General features: G+C 46.6%; 13 protein-coding genes. 7 read left to right on the top strand and 6 right to left on the bottom strand.

Annotation, left to right across the window (positions count from 1 at the left end):
- The first annotated feature begins 23 nt into the window (after nucleotides 1–23).
- Nucleotides 24–1,778, top strand: a complete 1,755-nt coding sequence (locus VIP81_RS04555) for a RagB/SusD family nutrient uptake outer membrane protein (RefSeq protein ID WP_331957292.1) — start codon at nucleotides 24–26, stop codon at nucleotides 1,776–1,778.
- Between the two features lie 73 nt (nucleotides 1,779–1,851).
- Here VIP81_RS04555 and VIP81_RS04550 read toward each other — a convergent pair whose 3' ends face one another.
- Genes VIP81_RS04550 through VIP81_RS04540 form a run of 3 tightly spaced genes read right to left on the bottom strand, consistent with a single transcriptional unit; the run spans nucleotide 1,852 to nucleotide 5,807 of the window.
- Nucleotides 1,852–3,306 (bottom strand): Gfo/Idh/MocA family oxidoreductase, encoded by a 1,455-nt coding sequence (locus VIP81_RS04550; RefSeq protein WP_331957291.1) that lies wholly within the window; start codon nucleotides 3,304–3,306, stop codon nucleotides 1,852–1,854.
- Between the two features lie 48 nt (nucleotides 3,307–3,354).
- A complete protein-coding gene (locus VIP81_RS04545) occupies nucleotides 3,355–4,050 on the bottom strand; it encodes a gluconate 2-dehydrogenase subunit 3 family protein (RefSeq protein WP_331957290.1) in 696 nt (231 codons plus the stop codon).
- Between the two features lie 17 nt (nucleotides 4,051–4,067).
- Nucleotides 4,068–5,807, bottom strand: coding sequence for a GMC family oxidoreductase (locus VIP81_RS04540; RefSeq protein WP_331957289.1), 1,740 nt, complete (start codon nucleotides 5,805–5,807; stop codon nucleotides 4,068–4,070).
- 81 nt (nucleotides 5,808–5,888) lie between these two features.
- Here VIP81_RS04540 and VIP81_RS04535 point away from each other — a divergent pair, with 81 nt between their 5' ends.
- Nucleotides 5,889–7,352, top strand: a complete 1,464-nt coding sequence (locus tag VIP81_RS04535) for a gluconokinase (RefSeq protein ID WP_331957288.1) — start codon at nucleotides 5,889–5,891, stop codon at nucleotides 7,350–7,352.
- Between the two features lie 182 nt (nucleotides 7,353–7,534).
- Here VIP81_RS04535 and mutL read toward each other — a convergent pair whose 3' ends face one another.
- On the bottom strand, nucleotides 7,535–9,433 hold the full coding sequence (gene mutL / locus VIP81_RS04530) for a DNA mismatch repair endonuclease MutL (protein ID WP_331957287.1): 1,899 nt from the start codon (nucleotides 9,431–9,433) through the stop codon (nucleotides 7,535–7,537).
- Nucleotides 9,434–9,757: 324 nt separating this feature from the next.
- On the opposite strand from mutL, the gene msrB reads away from it, so the two are divergent.
- A complete protein-coding gene (gene msrB, locus VIP81_RS04525) occupies nucleotides 9,758–10,249 on the top strand; it encodes a peptide-methionine (R)-S-oxide reductase MsrB (protein ID WP_331957286.1) in 492 nt (163 codons plus the stop codon).
- Nucleotides 10,250–10,336: 87 nt separating this feature from the next.
- Nucleotides 10,337–11,353, top strand: coding sequence for an SRPBCC family protein (locus VIP81_RS04520; RefSeq protein WP_331957285.1), 1,017 nt, complete (start codon nucleotides 10,337–10,339; stop codon nucleotides 11,351–11,353).
- Between the two features lie 55 nt (nucleotides 11,354–11,408).
- Here VIP81_RS04520 and VIP81_RS04515 read toward each other — a convergent pair whose 3' ends face one another.
- Entirely contained in the window at nucleotides 11,409–11,675 is a 267-nt protein-coding gene (locus tag VIP81_RS04515; protein ID WP_331957284.1) for a YciI family protein, read from the bottom strand.
- A 227-nt stretch (nucleotides 11,676–11,902) separates the two neighbouring features.
- Here VIP81_RS04515 and VIP81_RS04510 point away from each other — a divergent pair, with 227 nt between their 5' ends.
- From VIP81_RS04510 to VIP81_RS04500, 3 genes are all read left to right on the top strand, one after another.
- Nucleotides 11,903–13,675, top strand: coding sequence for a hypothetical protein (locus VIP81_RS04510; protein ID WP_331957283.1), 1,773 nt, complete (start codon nucleotides 11,903–11,905; stop codon nucleotides 13,673–13,675).
- A 140-nt stretch (nucleotides 13,676–13,815) separates the two neighbouring features.
- Nucleotides 13,816–14,466, top strand: a complete 651-nt coding sequence (locus VIP81_RS04505; RefSeq protein WP_331957282.1) for an ATP-binding cassette domain-containing protein — start codon at nucleotides 13,816–13,818, stop codon at nucleotides 14,464–14,466.
- Nucleotides 14,467–14,475: 9 nt separating this feature from the next.
- Entirely contained in the window at nucleotides 14,476–15,669 is a 1,194-nt protein-coding gene (locus tag VIP81_RS04500; RefSeq protein WP_331957281.1) for an FtsX-like permease family protein, read from the top strand.
- Here VIP81_RS04500 and VIP81_RS04495 read toward each other — a convergent pair.
- Nucleotides 15,666–17,784: DUF2569 family protein (locus tag VIP81_RS04495; protein ID WP_331957280.1), on the bottom strand; the 2,119-nt coding region annotated here is incomplete at its 5' end. The genes VIP81_RS04500 and VIP81_RS04495 overlap by 4 nt on opposite strands.

Below are 17,784 nucleotides of genomic sequence, written 5' to 3'. Positions count from 1 at the left end.
CGTAACCTTTTAATTAACGAGCCATGAAGAAAACGACCATCATAAAATATATAGCGGGTGTCTTTTTGTTATGTGCAGCCACTACCGGTTGTAATAAGGACTTCCTCGAAAAGAAACCACTCAACGAATACGAAGAAACAGATGTCTGGAATGATGTAGGCCTGGTGCAGGCATTCGTAAATGACTTGTATGTGCAGATGCGTCCGGGGTTTAACGAAGTAATGCTTTCCTCTATGACCGACGAAAGCCGCTTTATCCATGATTATAATACTTCGCGGGTAGTGCAGGGAAATGCCTCCGCAGATGATCCGGGAGCGCTTAGTGATTTTGCACGATGGGATGCACACTACAAGGCCATCCGCAATTGTAATATGTTTCTGGAGAAAGTAGCGTCGGTACCATTTACGGATGAGAGCCAGCGTACGAGAATGACAGGGGAGGTACATTTCATGCGGGCCTGGTATTATCACCTGCTGGTAAGGTATTACGGTGGTGTACCATTGATTACTAAAACCTTCAGGATAAAAGGAGATGAACAGGAAATCCTCAGTATTAAAAGAGCCACTTTTGATGAGTGCATTAAGTTTATTACAGCAGAATGTGATCTGGCAGCACAGCAATTATCCAGGTCTTATGAAGCGGTGGCCAGCAAAGGAAGAGTTACGGTGGGCGGCGCATTGGCGTTGAAAGCAAGAATGTTACTTTTTGCCGCCAGTGATTTGTTTGATGCAAAGTATGCTCCCAATGCATTGATGGGTTATACCTCAGGGAGTCAGACCGATCGTTACAAATTAGCGATGGATGCGGCAGACAGTGTTATAAAGATGAATATGTACAGTCTTTATCAACCTACTGCTGATCCCATAGAAAACTACACACGTGTATTCCTGGATAAGGAAAATCCGGAACTGATATTTGTAAAGCAGTATGATAAAGCATTGTTGGGCACTTCACACGATTTGTACAATGGCCCCAATGGTTATCACAACTGGGGGGGAAATGTACCTATTGAGAATTTTGTATCCGGTTACCAGATGAAAGATGGTACTCCTTTTTCCTGGAGCAATGTAGCACAGGCTAAAAAGCCTTATGATAACCGCGATCCGCGATTTTACGCTACCATTCTTTATGATGGTGCTAAGTGGAAACCCCGGCCTTCAGATGGTGCTAAAACCGATCCGATTGGCGTTATCCAAACGGGTAAGTACGAAGCCGTTAATGGAAAAGATAGCATTTGGGGGCTGGATACCCGTAATAGTACTATCGAGAACTGGAATGGTACTTACTCTGGTTACTACATGCGTAAGTTCATGGATAAAAACCTGGACGCTCAATTCTTTCGTGGCGACCAGTCCTGGATCTTTTTCCGTTATGCTGAAATTTTACTGAGCTATGCAGAAGCTGCCTACGGATATGGCAAAGAGCCTGAAGCCCGTGACGCAGTGAATAAGGTGCGCTTACGTGCCGGCATGCCTGCGACCACAGCATCAGGAGCGGCGCTAATGGCCGTGATAAAGTATGAAAGACGCTATGAGCTGGCGTTTGAAGAACATCGGTTCTTCGATGCCCGCAGGTGGAGAGACGCAGAAACGGTCTTTAACGAAAATGCAAAAGGTATTGAAGTGCTGGGCTCCCTGATTGCCGGACATCCTTTTGTATACCGGGTGTTTAGTATTCAGGATCGGAAGTTTGTAAAAGCAAAGAATTACCTGTTGCCTATTCCTGCCAACGAAATCAGGAAGAATAATAACCTGTTGCAACAGGAAGACTATAAATAACAGCATCGGTTTTATAAAAGAAAATGCCGCGAGATCATCGCGGCATTTTCTTTTATAAAATAGTGTTATTGCGTTATACGCCTAATGACCAGCCATCACGGTAAGTACGTTTCACGAACTGGTTGGCCTCATCGAAGTTGGTAATCTTCATATTATTACCATCCCACAGGAGCTTGATATAACGGCCCGGGAAATCAAATCCTTTACCATTGGCCTTTTGTTTACGGATATCAAAGCTGCGTATCGCGAGGTTAGCCATCAGAATGGTTTCTGTTAGCGGACCTGCAATATCGAATGGTGAACTCAGTGATTGCTGCTGTTTACTGCCATAACCGGCAATAGCGGCATTTACCCACTGTACATAGTGCCCTTCCGGTACACGTGCAATGGTTTGTGGTACAGATGCGCCATCGGTGCGGGTAGTGGGCAATAACTTAGGATACATACCATAAGTGCCACACATCATTTTACCTTTATCACCAATAAACAACGCGCCATTACCGCCATCGCCCATTACTTCGTTAGGTCCCAGTTCTTCCGGACGCTCTGGCTGAATACCGCCATCCATCCAGTGCAGGGTCACTTCTTTACCGTTTTTACCGGGGAATTTCATGATTACATGAGAAGAAGGAGGGCAGCTTTCAGGGAAGTAGCCACGGGTAAATTCACCAACATATACACTACCAACGCTACATTCTACCGAAGTAGGATAGCCCAGTCCCAGTACACGGAAAGGTGGTTCAATAATATGACAACCCATGTCGCCGATAGCGCCGGTACCGTAATCCCACCAGCCGCGCCAGTTGAAAGGTACCAGGTTATCCACATAGTCTTTTTTAGGAGCCGTACCTAACCACAGATCCCAGTTCAGTTCTTTAGGAACATCCTGGCGGGTGGTTGGCCAGGGAACGCCCTGCGGCCATACCGGACGATCTGTCCAGCAATAGATGGTGTGTACATCACCGACCATACCGGCATTGTACCATTCCATCAGCTGACGAACGCCATCACCGGAAGAGCCCTGGTTACCCATCTGGCTTACCACCTTGTATTTGTTGGCGCCCTGCGTAAGCATACGTGCTTCGTAGATGTCGTGTGTTAACGGCTTTTGTACATATACATCTTTCTTCAGCTGCATAGCACCCATGGCAGCCACGGCGTGTGTGTGGTCTGGTGTGGATACAGAAACGGCATCAAAGTTTTTGTGTTCCTTGTCAAACATTTCCCTGAAGTCGGTGTAGAACTTCGCTTTAGGGAATTTCTTTACTGCTTCAGCGGCGCGACGTGCGTCGACATCACAGAGGAAAGTAATATCAGCCGGACCTTTGGCAAATTCAGATATATCGCTGAAGCCTTTACCGCCAACACCGATACCTGCTACCCGCAGGCGATCGCTGGGCGCTACATAGCCCCGGCCTAATACATGACGTGGAACTATCATGAAACCGGCTGCTGCAAGCGCGCCGTTTCTCAGGAATGATCTGCGGGAGACTCCGTTTTCTCCCTCATTCTTTTTTTCTGGAATCATTGATGATAAGTTTTCTGGATTTAAATTATGAAATAGCAATTCTGGTCATTAGTCCCAGGTCATCAGCTTACCCCTGTCCTCAATTTTAAGACAGGTGGCCAGTGTCTTTTCATCGTAGGCATAACCATATTGTTTCAACACATCCGCAGGCACCCCATCCCATTCGTTAGGGGTATTGCCAATGTAGTTCAGGTCTTTGATGCCTGGTTTGCTGGTGAAAAACCCTGTGGCAGTGAGATTGCGCATCCGGTTAAAAAAGGCAACACCCTGGCTGTTTTCAGGACTTGCTTTTTCCGGGTAAGCAATCAGGTCAACGAGCTCAATGCGTTGTTGCTCACTGCAATCAGCAAATGACTTATTATATCGTTTGGCACATTGCACATCCAGCCAGCGCAGTCCGCCCCGCATAGGCAGCTGGTGTTCCGGTATATCTTTTACAATAAAGGCGATGAATTCAGGCACCTTCGCATCGGAAGCACTGCCGGAATGCTCATCTGCCGGAATAATGATATCCGCCAGAATGGTGATGGTTTTCATTTCCTCTGGTGTGAAGAAATTTTCTTCCATCAATGCTTTGTCCCGCGTTACTTCTTCCGGTGTACGGCCATAGCCGGGCGTTTTGGCAACTTCTTCTCCTTTCTTATCACCGGTTCCTTTTTTATCTTCACAACCCGTGGCTGATAAGATGGTACCTACTGATAAGGTTCCCAATGCAATGGCCCGAAGTGATTCTCTTCTATCCATGAAAAAAACTTAAATGATTAGAGATTCTGTTTTTTCAATTGATCCACAATATACTCAGATGCCCGCATAGACAGGGCCAGTATGGTCCAGGTAGGATTTTTATCTGCCTGGGATACAAATGCGCCACCATCTACCACGAAGAGATTTTTCACTTCGTGCGCCTGGTTAAATTTATTCAGTACTGATTTAGTCGGATCATCGCCCATACGGGTAGTACCCACTTCGTGAATAATACGGCCGGGATTTTCCAGTCCGTATTTGGTATCTGCGCCGGGTTTGGTGCCGCTGGCAATACCGCCCATTTCATGAATGATCTGTTCAAAGGTATCCTGCATGTGTTTGGCCTGTTTGATTTCATGCTCGCTCCAGGTGTAATTGAAACGGAGTACCGGAATACCAAATTTATCCACCACATTCGGATCTATTTCACAGTAATTATCTTCCCGCGCAATACATTCCCCCCTGCCGGCAAAGCCGATGTGGGCGCCATAAAAGCGACGGTAATCATCTTTCAGAGAAGCGCCGTAACCACCGGCAGCTTTGGGTTTACCATCACGGCCAGGTACCTTGCCGTTCATGCTTTCCATACCAAAACCGTAACCATAGGAAGGCATGTGCATGCCGCCCCCGAATTCAATATGGTAGCCACGGGCAAAGTCCAGTTTTTTATTGTCTTCCCACCACGGTACATACATATGCATGCCGCCTACACCATCTTCATTATAACGTTTACGGTCCATCAGGTGCGGCAAAAAGCCACTGCGGGAAGAACCGGTAGAATCGTGCAGATATTTACCCACCACGCCACTGGAATTGGCCAGCCCGTTGGGATGTTTGGCAGATTTTGAATTGAGCAGCAACCTGGCAGATTCGCAGGCGCTGGCAGCTAATACCACTACTCTGGCGTTCACCGAATATTCCTGCAGATCTGTTTTATCTACGTAGGCTACGCCGGTGGCTTTGCCGTTGCCGTCTGTAAGTACTTCCCGCACCATGGCGTTGGTATACAGGTCTACATGTCCGCTTTTCATAGCTGGTTTCACCAGCACCGAAGATGCGGAGAAGTCGCCATACACGGTACAACCGCGGTTACACTGGCTGCAATAGAAGCACGGGCTGCGGTCTTTATTAACAGAACGGGTTAGAATAGATAAACGCGCGGGAATAACGGGGATGCCTAAACGATCGCCTGCCTTTTTTACCATCAGCTCATGTAGTCTGGGTTTGGGAGGAGGGAGAAAGAAGCCATCCGGTTCATTGGGCATATTTTCTTTGGACCCGAATACACCGATCATCTTATCTACCCGATCGTAGTAGGGAGCTACGTCATCATAGCTAAGTGGCCAGTCGTCGCCGAGGCCATCATAGCTTTTGTGTTTAAAGTCACGTGGGCCGAAGCGAAGTGAAATACGTCCCCAGTGGTTAGTTCGGCCCCCTAACATACGGGAGCGGAACCAGTCGAATTCGGTGCCATTTTTTTTCGTGTAAGGTTCACCGTTAATTTCCCATCCGCCATACGATGCGTCAAAGTCGCCAAAGGGACGGGTGGTACTTGCGCCTCTCCTGGGCGATTCATAAGACCATTTTAATTGAGTGGCCTGCTCCGGGTCGGCTGGGTCATATTTTGGACCTGCTTCCAGGAGTGCTACTTTCAGGCCGGCATCAGACAACATTTTTGCCGCCATACCGCCTCCGGCACCGGAACCAACAATACAAACGTCATAAACCTTCCCCTGTTTTTTGATTTCGAAAGCCATTTGCGTGGATATTTTAGACTTTTTAGAAGAACACCGGTTTTAAATCTATAAATTAAATGCGGAAAAAGGAAGGTTTTTTATATGAGTGATCATACAGCGTATATTATTGGCGTAGATATCGGCACCAGCAGTACAAAATCGATTGTGCGCCGGAAGGATGGCAAAGTTTTGACTGTTTTTCAACAGCCCTATACCACACAGCATCCACAGCCCGGGTATAGCGAACAGGACCCGGATGTGATCCTGGCCGCCGTAAAAGCTGGCATCCGGGAAGCGGCAGCACAGCTGGGAGGAGCACCAGCAGCGATTTCCTTTAGCAGTGCCATGCACAGCATTCTGGCGGTAAACAGCGAAGGAGAGCCGCTCACCCCACTGATCATCTGGGCCGACAACAGAAGTGAATCGTATGCATTGGCACTACGGGATACACAGGAAGGGCAGCGCATTTACCGGCAAACGGGTACCCCGGTGCATGCCATGTCGCCACTGTGCAAGATCATGTGGCTACGTGAGCAGCAACCAGTCCTGTTTGCGCAAACTGCGCTGTTTTCAGGTATTAAAGAATATATCTTTCATCATTTCTTCGGTTGTTATATAACAGACCATTCTATTGCTTCCGCCACCGGATTGTTCGACATCCATACTTTGCAATGGTGTGCGCCAGCCCTGGCCGTTGCAGGTATTACCGCGACACAGTTACCCCAGCCGGTGCCGGCAGATCATATGATAAATGGATTACGCCCGGATATTGCCGCCGAACTGGGCATTCCGGTCAATACACCATTTATAATAGGGGGCAGCGACGGTTGTTTGGCACAATTAGGCAGTGGCGCCATGGATACAGGACACGCCACCCTCACCATTGGCACCAGCGGCGCCGTGAGGATGGCAGGGCAGCAACCGCTCACAGATGCCCGGGCGCGGCTCTTTACCTATCTGCTTACAGATGATGTATATATTACCGGAGGCGCCAGCAACAACGGCGGTGTGGTGTTGCAATGGCTGGTAAGAGATTTTCTGCAAAAGCCGCTCAGCGCCCTCAACGACCTGGTAGGTGAAGCTTTGGAGGTTGATGCTGGCCGCCTGTTATGTTTGCCTTATTTGCTGGGAGAACGGGCCCCCGTGTGGAATAGCCACGCCAGCGCGGCTTTCATAGGCATACAACCTCAGCATACGCCCGTACATTTTACCCGTGCCGTGCTGGAAGGCATTTGTTTCGCCCTCTATAGTATTAAAACAGCCTTGTTGGAAACAGCAGGACCGGTGCACAAAATTTCGGTTACCGGGGGATTTACCAGCTCTCCGGGCTGGATTCAGCTGCTGGCAGATATTTTTGGTCAGGACATGTACCTGCAGCAGGAGAGTGATGCTTCCGCGCTGGGAGCCATCATGCTGGCCGCCAGCGCACTGGGATGGCCGGAGCCGGATGATAGCACCGGGGATACAGCGGCGGTGTTTAAGCCGGATGTGCGTAAGTTTGAAGGGTATCAGGAAAAGTATAGGCGCTTTCTGATGCTGTATAACCAACTGGAGTTGTTGTTCTGACCAGGATTATACTTATTTAGATGATTTCCCGGACATATGGTCCCAGATTAAAAAAGATTAGCGAAGAAGGCCATGTAAAATGGTCATCTTCGCTAATCTTTTTTAATCTTATAAAATCCCAAAACAAAATCCGGGAAATCATCTAAATCAGTATAATCCTGTCCTAAGACAAAAACTCGCGCTTAGTTCCCGCGTTCAAACATGCGCGCGAGGTCAGTAAGTTTAAATGATATGAAGGTGAATTTGCCGCCTGGCGCCACATTCGGCATGCTGCAGGCAAACAGTTCATCGATGATATTTTGCATTTCGCGGGCGGCCAGTATTTTACCGGCAGGGATGGCATTATTACGTGCCATAGAGCGGATCAATTGCTCGCGGGTATTTACTTTCAGCTCATGGCTGAAGTTTTTGAATTGTTCCAGCAGGTTTTCGATGGTAGCCTGGTTATTCCCATTCTGGATGTCGGCAGGAGTGCCGCGCACAATGAAGGTATTATTACCAAATGGCTCCAGGTCGTAGCCCAGTGTCTGAAGATCTGCCAGCATTTCGCTTACCAGGGCTGCATCTGCCGGCGGCAATTGCAGGGTTTGCGGGAAAAGGCTTTGTTGGGTAGCCATGGGCGTTTCGAGTAAGGCACGCTGGTAGCGTTCATACAGAATCCTTTCATGTGCTGCCTGTTGATCTATTAATATGAAGCCCGATTTTATCTGGGACAATATGTATTGTTGCTGGATCTGTACCGGTACTTTCTGATCGGTGGCAGTATCCTGCCAGCGTTCATCAATAACGGAAGCAGTAGCATGGGGCTGACTTTCGTACGTAACAGCAGGACGTGTTTCCGGCTCCTGTTCAGTAGTATAAGTGCTGGAAGCGTAACTATCGTTGCTGTTGGTTTCGTATAAGTCTTTCCAGTGCTTCAGATTACTGCTATTGCTGCTTTTGTCGATCATGTGGGCCTGGTTCGCCTGTGTAAAGGATTTATACAGGGGACTCAGGGTAGACTCATTCTGTTGCTGGGCGGTAAATGGTTTACTTACGGCGTCCAGGGCCTGGATGCTGGGGTCCAGGTCAAAATCCAGGGTGGCAGTGATGCTGAACTGCGCCAGGGAGTGCTTTACAGCAGATTGTACAAAAGCATACATCAGCTTTTCATCATCGAACTTAATTTCCTGTTTGGTAGGATGTACGTTGATGTCGACATGCTCAGGGTTTACGTCAATAAACAGTACATACAGAGGGAAGCCATCTGCGGGGATAATATCCGCAAAAGCATTCATGACTGCATGGTTCAGGTAAGAGCTTTTGATAAAGCGGTTATTGACAAAAAAGAACTGATCGCCTCTGGTTTTCTTGGCAGTTTCCGGTTTTCCTACAAATCCGTACACATTCATGTAGTCGGTAGTTTCCTTTACGCTAACAAGACGGGCGTTATAGTGTTGTCCCAGGATGGCAACGATACGCTGTTTAAGCGATCCTTTGTCGAGGTGGAACAGCTGCTGATTATTGCTGGTGAGTGAAAACTGCAGTTGGGGAAAGGACATGGCCACACGAATGAACTCGTCGACGATGTGCCTCATTTCTGCCGCGTTGCTTTTCAGGAAGTTTCTGCGGGCAGGCACATTGAAGAACAGGTTTTTCATAGCAATGCTGGTACCTTCTGCTGTTTGACAGGGTTCCTGCTTTTTCACGAAGCTATTATCGATTTCCACATAGGAACCAACATCGGCGCCTTTCTTACGGGTTTTGAGTTCCACCTGGGAAACAGCCGCAATGGAGGCCAGGGCTTCACCCCTGAATCCCATGGTAGTGATCTGGAAAAGATCGTCTATGGATTGTATTTTTGAGGTAGCATGGCGTTCAAAGCACATCCGGGCATCCGTTTCGCTCATACCGCCGCCATTATCAATTACCTGCACTAACTCCTTGCCTGCATCTTTTATGATCAGCTGAATCTCCGTAGCGCCTGCATCCACTGCATTTTCCAGTAATTCTTTTACCGCTGATGCCGGTCTTTGTATCACTTCTCCTGCAGCTATCTGGTTCGCTATATTGTCTGGTAATAAATTGATGATATCCGCCACTTACTAGCCTTTTGCTGTAAAGTTAACAATTTAAATGCAGTTGCTCATCGGTGATTATCAGACAGTTTTAAACAAAAAATCAACTGTTTTGTTAATTAGGCCCTTGATTTGCAAGAAATAACAATCCATTATGCATGTTCATACGTATTTTTTATAGAGATAATTTATGGGAAACAACAAACTGACAGAATCACAATGATAGTGTTAATGAGAAGTTAACGAATCAAAACTTTACATATGTACCTATGGAATCGAATAATTTTGAATAGCTCTATCAAAATTACCAACCGTACTTACCCGTAAAACGGCGAAAAAAAGAAATCAATGGAAGATGGAAAAAAGAAGGGAGGAATCTACTCCCGTACAGATGCCAGTAAAGTAAATCTTACAGAAGAAGAATGGAAGGAAGTACTGCCAAAGGAGGTTTTTAACATTGCCAGGGAAAAGGGAACAGAGTGGGCATTCACCGGAAAATATTGGAACAGCACCGAAAACGGCACTTATTACTGCGCCGCCTGCGGAAATCCGTTATTCGTTTCCGATGCCAAATTCGAAAGCAGTTGCGGATGGCCCAGCTTTTTTCAGCCACTTACCAAAACCAGTGTCATTTATTCGCCTGACAATACGCATGGCATGCACCGGACAGAGGTATTATGTGGTCGCTGCAAATCGCACCTCGGACATGTTTTCGACGATGGACCGCCGCCAACAGGACTTCGTTATTGCATCAACTCTGTTATTCTGGACTTTGAAAAAGCAAAGGAAGCAGACGAGCAGTATCAACAGGACAAAACCAACGAAAAAGACTACGAGTAGCCAACATTCTTCTACCTGATTGCCAACGTGATGTGTCGGTTGAACAATAAAAAGACGTATTTTTATTATCATCAACCCCCGACAGTCATGAAAGTACTTAAAACACTCGCCTGGATCATAGGAATCATCCTGTTCATAGCACTTGCGTTGATCTTTTTCGCGCCCACAACCATGCATGTGGAGCGTACTGTAGAAATCAATGCTCCCGCGTCTATAGTATGGAATGACATTATCAGATTCGAAAAATTTAATAAGTGGAATACCTGGAAACAGATGGATTCTACTGCCAGGTTCACCATTACCGGTGATGATGGTACTATTGGTGCTACCGATTCCTGGAAAGGCAGTAAAATCGGGGAGGGGAAGTTGCAACATTTATCTATGGACACCTATAAGTCTGTAACACAGAAGCTTACCTTCCTTACACCTTTTCCCTCTGAGTCGGATGTGTTCTTTAATTTATCTGAAGCTGCCGGTAAAACAAAAGTTACCTGGGGATTTGATACCCGCTACAAACGCCCGCAAAATGTGATGTCTCTTTTTATGAAAGGCGCACTGGAAACGGATTTCGACCAGGGCCTCAGTAACCTGAAAAGCATGGCGGAAGCAGAAGTAAAAGGCCCCGGGACGCCCAATGGTATTGACGTAACGGTAAAAGAAATGAATTTCCCGGCCACTACGTATGCGGCTGTACGGAAAACGATCCCGATGAGCAGGATTACCGACTATTATCGTCAAAATCTGAGAACAATTTATAATGCTGCCACGGCAGCTAAATTGCAGCCAGGCGTGCCTTGCGGTATTTTCTTTACCTGGGACAGGAAACTACAGCAAACAGATATGGCAGCGGCTATACCGGTACCGGAAGGCAGTAAAGCAGCCAGCGGCTATGAAATCATTACGCTGCCGGCAGCCCAGGCGGCATATGCGGACTATTATGGCCCTTACAGCAAAATAGCCAACGCACATGTGGCCATTCAAAAATTTATTACAGATAAAGGGAGGAAAATAATCCCACCCACAATAGAGATGTATGTAACAGATCCGGGCAAAGAAAAGGACAGTAGCAAATGGCTGACGAAAGTCATCTACTTTATGAAGTAATCATCCGGAAATAAAGAAGCATAAGCGGTTGGCAAGGCATTACAAGGCGGAAAGACTATTTCTCCTGCGTGCTGGCATACTTTGTTGGCTCAAATTCTATGATCTCGTAAAGTGCCAGCTGGTATTTTTCCAGTGGATCTTCACTCATGATCTGTTCTACTTCCTTGCGGCTGGACGCATTGCAAAGAATTACAGCACCGGATTTAGGCTTTCTTCTACCCGATATGATGAATTGCCCACTTTCGTAGTGCTTCTGCAGGAAGGCGGTATGCGCCTCCATGAAGTGTTCTACAGCCGCAACGGGCCGTATGTATTGTAACATGATCAGGAACATAATGGTTTTTCTATGGTATTTAGTAATAGTTTCATAGTTAGTAGCAAAGGTATAAACTTAATCAGTATTGAATTATTGTATGTGCAGGGAAAAATGAGACATATGCGCTACAAAAATATACGTACTTTTGCACGAATGAAATACCACGATAGTGGGAATGTATTGTTTGATCTTGTGTAGCTCCGAATCATTTTCTTTAATTTTTTACACCTTTTATGAAAAGAACAATTTCCAAAGTGTTGTTAACTGCTGTAGCCGCAGCCGTTATTCTGTCTTCCTGCTCTAAAACCCCTGAAGAGAGCCGGTACATTCCTAAAACAGCCGGTCTGATTATCGACCTGAATGCCAAACAACTGACCACCAAACTGGTGACCAACGGCATTACCATGGACAAACTGTTTGATGCCGCTCAAAGCAAAGACACTGCCAATGAGATGATGAAAGCCTGGAAAGATGCCGAAAACTCCGGTCTCGACCTGCAAAGTCACTTCTTTGCATCCTTCGTTTTCCAGGGCCAGCCAGCGGACCATAAGTCTTATGTGGCTTTCACAGCCAGTTTGAAAGATGCCGACAAATTTGAAGCCTATCTGAAAAAAACAGTGGCAGATTTTTCCCTGAAAACACAAAATGACTTCAAATATATCTGGGCCACTCAGCAGCACGCTGTAATTGGCTGGAATAAATCTACCGTCATCTACGTGAGCGCAGTAGACCCCAGCAGCCTGAAACAGTATGCTCCCGGCAATACCATGCCAAATACTGATGCCGCAGAAGAAGCCGCTGATTCCGCAGTCGCTACACCAGCAGCCCTCAGAGCCGCCGATGACGATGCAGAAGTGAAAACATGGGTAGCAGAAGTAGATCACCTCTTCCACCTGAAAAAAGAAGAATCTGCCGGTTCTATCGAGCCATTTGCCAAATTGCTGAAAGAAGGCGCTGATGCAGGCATCTTCGTAAACCCCGAAGCTATTTATAACAGCGGCCAGTTTACTATGATCCCTGCCAACGTGAAAAAGCTGATGGAAGGATCTTTCTACACCGGTACCGTGAACTTCGAAAACGGTAAAATTCTCTTCAACGGCAATACCTTCATGGGTAAAGAACTTGCATCCATCTACAAGAAATATGGCAAGAAAGAAATCGATCTTGATATGTTGAAGAAATACCCTTCTGAAAATATCACCGGTTTCGTTTCCTACGCTTTCGATTTCCGCATGATCGGCGATATCATTAAAGCGACCGGCATGGACGGTATCGTAAACATGGCCATCAGCGGCAAATCCGGATTAAGCATGGATGATATCCTGAACGCTTTTGAAGGTCAGCTGGTATATGTAGCTTCCGATTTCGCTATCACCCGAAAAGAATCAGAATACTACCCTGGCGAATTTAACGAAACACCTTCCGCTAAATGGATCTTCAGCCTGAAAGTAGGTAACAAGGATGCATTCAATAAAGTAATGACTTCCCCTATGCTGAAAGAAGTGTTTGCCCGCGAAGGTGATCATTATGTAACCATCAATCCAATGGCAGCTGCCACCATGCCTCCCTTCTCTATCACAGAGAAATTTGTAACAGTAGGTTCTGATAGCGTATTGTTACAACAATACCTGGCCGGCAAAGGCAGCATCAAATTACCGGAAGGCATTGAAGGTAAAGTAAAAGGAAGCATGCTCGGTGGTTATGTAGACCTCGAAAAAGTAACTGCTATCATCCCTGAAAGCCAGATGGATGCCGAAGAAAAAACAGTATCAAAGAAAGTAAAAGAACTGTTTAAAGACTTTACCGTTGTCAGCAAAAACGAAGGCAGTGATGTACAACATGCAGAAGCCGTGCTGACCTTTAAAAATAAAGATCAGAACAGCCTGGTACAACTGGTTAACTTCGGTATAGATGCGCAAAAAGTGATGAAAGCAAAGAAAGAAAAGGAAAAGGCTTATGAAGATAGCCTCTTTGCAGCGCCGGCAGACACTGTTCAGGCACACTAATGATATTTTTTAAATAAATTACGAATTGCGAATTACGAATTACGGAGTTGTGGGTAGATGATAGCGGATGATTTTCGCGTTTACTATCTATCCACAACTCCGTAATTCGTAATTTGTAATTCGTAATTCTTTTTTACACTATGCAGATTCAGCTCAATCAGCTCATGCCCATACCCTTGCAGGATAAGCTCCGGCAACGGTCATCGGACATCTGGAACCAGGACGTGACTTTTAAGCCAGGCAGTTTTGTGAAAATAAAAGCGCCTTCAGGTACCGGTAAAACCACCCTGATCCACTACCTGTATCATATCAGGTATGACTATACCGGAAAAGTACAGGTAAACGGGCAACCCTGGCAGGCATACAGTAAAAATGAGATTTCAGCCATGCGGCAGCAGGAGCTGAGCATCATATTCCAGGACCTCCGGCTGTTTGAACAGCTCACCGCCCGCGAAAACATTACGCTGAAAAGAGTGATGCAACCCAAGCCGTACTATCCTGCCGAAAAGATTGATGAAATGGCAGCCCGGCTAAACGTGTCGCATATATTGGAACAGAGTGGTAAAACCCTTTCCTACGGCGAGCGGCAGCGCATAGCGATTATCAGGGCGCTGGTTCAACCTTTTCAATGGCTGCTGATGGACGAACCCTTCAGCCACCTGGATGAAGAAAATACCCAACGTGCCGCGGCACTGATTGCCGACGAATGTAAGGCCCGCAATGCCGGGTTCATTTTAACAGACCTGGATAATGACCAGCACTTCACTTACGATGTGCATTACCATCTTTAATGTTGTTTCATGCGTCCTTTTTTCGACTTACTTAAGCAAATCATTCAAACCGGTGTAGGTAAAACCCGCTTCCTGATGGCCGCCGTTGGACTGGGCATTGCTATGCTGCTGATCCTGATAGCCATACAAGCGCATACCAACTTCAGCCAGTTACTGTATAGTACCAAAAACCAAAATGAAACGGCCGACTTCCTGGTGATCAACAAAACCATCACCAACGCCATGATGGGACAATCGGCCAAAAGCATTTTTACCACCGAAGAAATTGCCAATATAAGAAAGCAGCCTTTCGTACAGGCATTTGGGTTAGTGACCTCCAGCCAGTACAAAGTAGTGATACAAGCACCCGGCGACCTGCACTTTGCAACAGATATGTTTTTTGAAGCAGTACCGGATAGCTTCTTAGATGTGAAAAATGAAGACTGGAAATGGAGCGATGGAGACCGCACCATTCCTATTATCTTACCTAACGACTTTCTTAACCTCTATAACTTCGGCTTTTCGCTCAGCCAGGACCTGCCACAGATTTCTCAGGAAACGGTGAAGGCATTGCCTTTACAGGTAAGCATTTCCAACAGCCAGGTGGCCGATCAGTATATGGGGCATGTAGTAGGTTTTTCTGATCGCATCTCTTCCTTCCTGGTGCCCGCCTCCTTTATGTCGTGGGCTAACACCAGGTACGGTACGGGCACGCCTGTTGGTACTTCCCGGGTGATTATTAAAACACCCGATCCCTCTAATCCGGCGCTGGTAAAGTTCCTGGAAGATAATGGTTACACCACCAACCAGGATAAACTGAAGTTCAGCAAAACCAGGATGATTGTACAAACCATTGTATCTGTAGTCGGATTTTTTGGACTAATCTTATTGTTCTTTGCACTGCTGGTGTTCAGCATGTTTATACAGTTGGTGATTGCTTCCTGTAAACGAGAAATTCAATTGCTGGTAATCCTTGGCACCGCGCCCAAACAATTACAACGTTATCTGCTGAAACAGTTTGTGCCCCTGTATATTATTATTGGCATCCTGTCGCTGCTACTGGTAGCGGGTTTACAATATTGGGCCGCCGCAGAACTGGCTACGCACCAGATGCAGGTCAGCCCATGGCCGGGTGTACCCGTATTTGCGGGTATTGTGCTGGTGCTGGGTCTTGTATACATCGTGAACCTGGTCACCGTGCGGAAATACGTTAATAATATTTAAGACGCTTTCTCTGACTGATAAGGCACTACAAAAGTTGTTTTTGCCCGCTCTGAAGTCAGGAGGTAAGGTACCCAGATGGCCATGCGCAACAGCGGCCAGAGGATAGAGTTTAAACTGAATATATTGTCTGGTTGCTGTGTTTTGAAGTAGTAGTTGTTGATGGAATTGTCTGCATAAATAAAAATAGTGGAGATAAAATAGTAAGTGGCGAGCGCAAACGGAAAAGTATCCCGTCTGTTAAAAAATAATATGGCCAGCAACACACTATAAGTGAGCAGCAACACATTCACCACCATTTCCATGATCAGGAAAAGCTGCACCAGTGTTACGTTTCCAAGGTCTTTCCGCGTGGAGGCGTTTACCCAGAAACTATAATCAAAAACGGCCATTTTACAAACACCTACAAATTCTCCCATAGGGGTGAATACTAGTCCTATGGCCAGCAGCGCAAGCCCACCGCCAATAGGAATGGACTCCACCGGTTCTTTTGATGGCCATACGGACTGTTTGTAGTAAACAGTGGCGAGATATGCAAATACGCCCGCAAACATGACTGCCAGCACAATGGCCAGCCAGTTGCCGGGTATTCCCGGACGCTGTACCGGCGTGCTATCCGGCTTCCAGGAAAGATCCAGCGACGTGGTTTCATTCATTTTCTTCAGGTCTTTCACGTATTGCGGAATGAACTTTACCGGCACGTGATCACGGAAGGTTTTAAACTGGTAAGACAGGGTGATGTACATACCATTTTTGGATGCGGTATAATCAAAGGCATAATACTCATTTTGAATATGCACTGGCGCCTGATCCAACGACCATTCAATAGGCGTATGCAGGATGATCTGATAATCCAGGTCATAGGGATAACGCAGGGTGACAGGTACTTTCCGTTGATCGTCAGTGATATAGGATAAGATATCATAAAACGATTGTGCATCAGTGGAGAACTGCAGCTTGCCGGTAAGACTGTCTCTTTTCCACATCCGGTGTATCAGGTAGTTTTCCCTGACGCGGATAGTATTGCTGCTGGCAGAGTCTTGTGTGGTGATAGCATCTTTGATCGCCACATCTCCATATAACTTTTTATAATAGCTGAGGTACGATTTTTCCTTATCCTTCATACTGGTGCCGGCAAGGTCCGCACGTTGGGCATCTGCTTCATCGCGGTGGTAGGTGGTCATGACTTCCAGGCCACCATCTTTATTTTCATCGTCAGGCAGTGTAAAGGTTTCACGGACAACGATGCGTCCGCGGGTAACCGGAACAATAGGCGTGAGCTGCGTAGTAGTATCGGTAATCACCAGTGCACGCTCATAATCCGGTTCGCAGAAATCAGCCAGATTTCCCCGCTGATAAGACATGGTGCCATCCAGCCAGTACACTTTGTTATTAAGAATTACTTGCGCAATGGCATGATTAAACGCATTGGGTCCCGGCAGCATGTCGCCTACTACACCTTTGATATCTGTATTCACATAGGCCATGTTGGCGGTGATGCCATTGGCCCGCAGGATGGTACAAAGGAGCAACGCTTTGTCTTTACAGTCGCCAAAACGCTGTGTCAGCACGCGATCCGGCAAATTGGGGCGATGTGAGTATTCTCCCATTTCAATACCCATGTATCGGATATCGTCCTGTACAAATCGTAACGCCTGCAGGAGGTAACTGCTTTTGTCGCCATTGGCTGCTTTTTTGAGCGCCTCAATTTTGTGTGCTAATGCAGGGCCGGGCGCAGGCATGGTATTTATTTTCCTGGCCCAGTCGGCCACCTCTTTCCAGGAGGTGTATTCGCTTACGTGTATACGTGTAAAAGGATTGAACCAGGAGGGTACATAGTTGCTATTGTCTGCCTCCCTGATATCTACATTATTCCATTCATATACCCGCAGTCCGTTCCAGTTTTTTTGAACGCCGGCGGTGGCATTGTTGTATAATTTAAACCGGATGGGCCTTTGGGGGCTTACGATCAGATTTTTATAGTAGTTAACAATGGGTTCGTAGGCCACAAAATAAATGCGGCTATCGAGTTTTCCGTTAAAGATGGGATTGTCGCCGGTAACAGAATAGGCGTATTCAATCTGATCTCCTTTTCTCACATCTTCGAGGATGAGGTAG

Origin of the sequence: Chitinophaga sp. (genome assembly GCF_036566945.1) — a bacterium.
Classification (GTDB): domain Bacteria; phylum Bacteroidota; class Bacteroidia; order Chitinophagales; family Chitinophagaceae; genus Chitinophaga.
The sequence above is the reverse complement of the archived record's forward strand: the minus strand, read 5'-3'. Positions and strand labels throughout refer to the sequence as shown.

What these genes read in the sequence shown, in the direction of transcription:
- VIP81_RS04555 (WP_331957292.1), top strand. Translation starts at nt 24, where the DNA reads ATGAAGAAAACGACCATCATAAAATATATAGCGGGTGTCTTTTTGTTA.
- VIP81_RS04545 (WP_331957290.1), bottom strand. Translation starts at nt 4,050, where the DNA reads ATGGATAGAAGAGAATCACTTCGGGCCATTGCATTGGGAACCTTATCA.
- VIP81_RS04540 (WP_331957289.1), bottom strand. Translation starts at nt 5,807, where the DNA reads ATGGCTTTCGAAATCAAAAAACAGGGGAAGGTTTATGACGTTTGTATT.
- VIP81_RS04510 (WP_331957283.1), top strand. Translation starts at nt 11,903, where the DNA reads ATGAAAAGAACAATTTCCAAAGTGTTGTTAACTGCTGTAGCCGCAGCC.
- VIP81_RS04500 (WP_331957281.1), top strand. Translation starts at nt 14,476, where the DNA reads ATGCGTCCTTTTTTCGACTTACTTAAGCAAATCATTCAAACCGGTGTA.
- VIP81_RS04535 (WP_331957288.1), top strand. Translation starts at nt 5,889, where the DNA reads ATGAGTGATCATACAGCGTATATTATTGGCGTAGATATCGGCACCAGC.
- msrB (WP_331957286.1), top strand. Translation starts at nt 9,758, where the DNA reads ATGGAAGATGGAAAAAAGAAGGGAGGAATCTACTCCCGTACAGATGCC.
- VIP81_RS04515 (WP_331957284.1), bottom strand. Translation starts at nt 11,675, where the DNA reads ATGTTACAATACATACGGCCCGTTGCGGCTGTAGAACACTTCATGGAG.
- VIP81_RS04520 (WP_331957285.1), top strand. Translation starts at nt 10,337, where the DNA reads ATGAAAGTACTTAAAACACTCGCCTGGATCATAGGAATCATCCTGTTC.
- VIP81_RS04505 (WP_331957282.1), top strand. Translation starts at nt 13,816, where the DNA reads ATGCAGATTCAGCTCAATCAGCTCATGCCCATACCCTTGCAGGATAAG.
- VIP81_RS04550 (WP_331957291.1), bottom strand. Translation starts at nt 3,306, where the DNA reads ATGATTCCAGAAAAAAAGAATGAGGGAGAAAACGGAGTCTCCCGCAGA.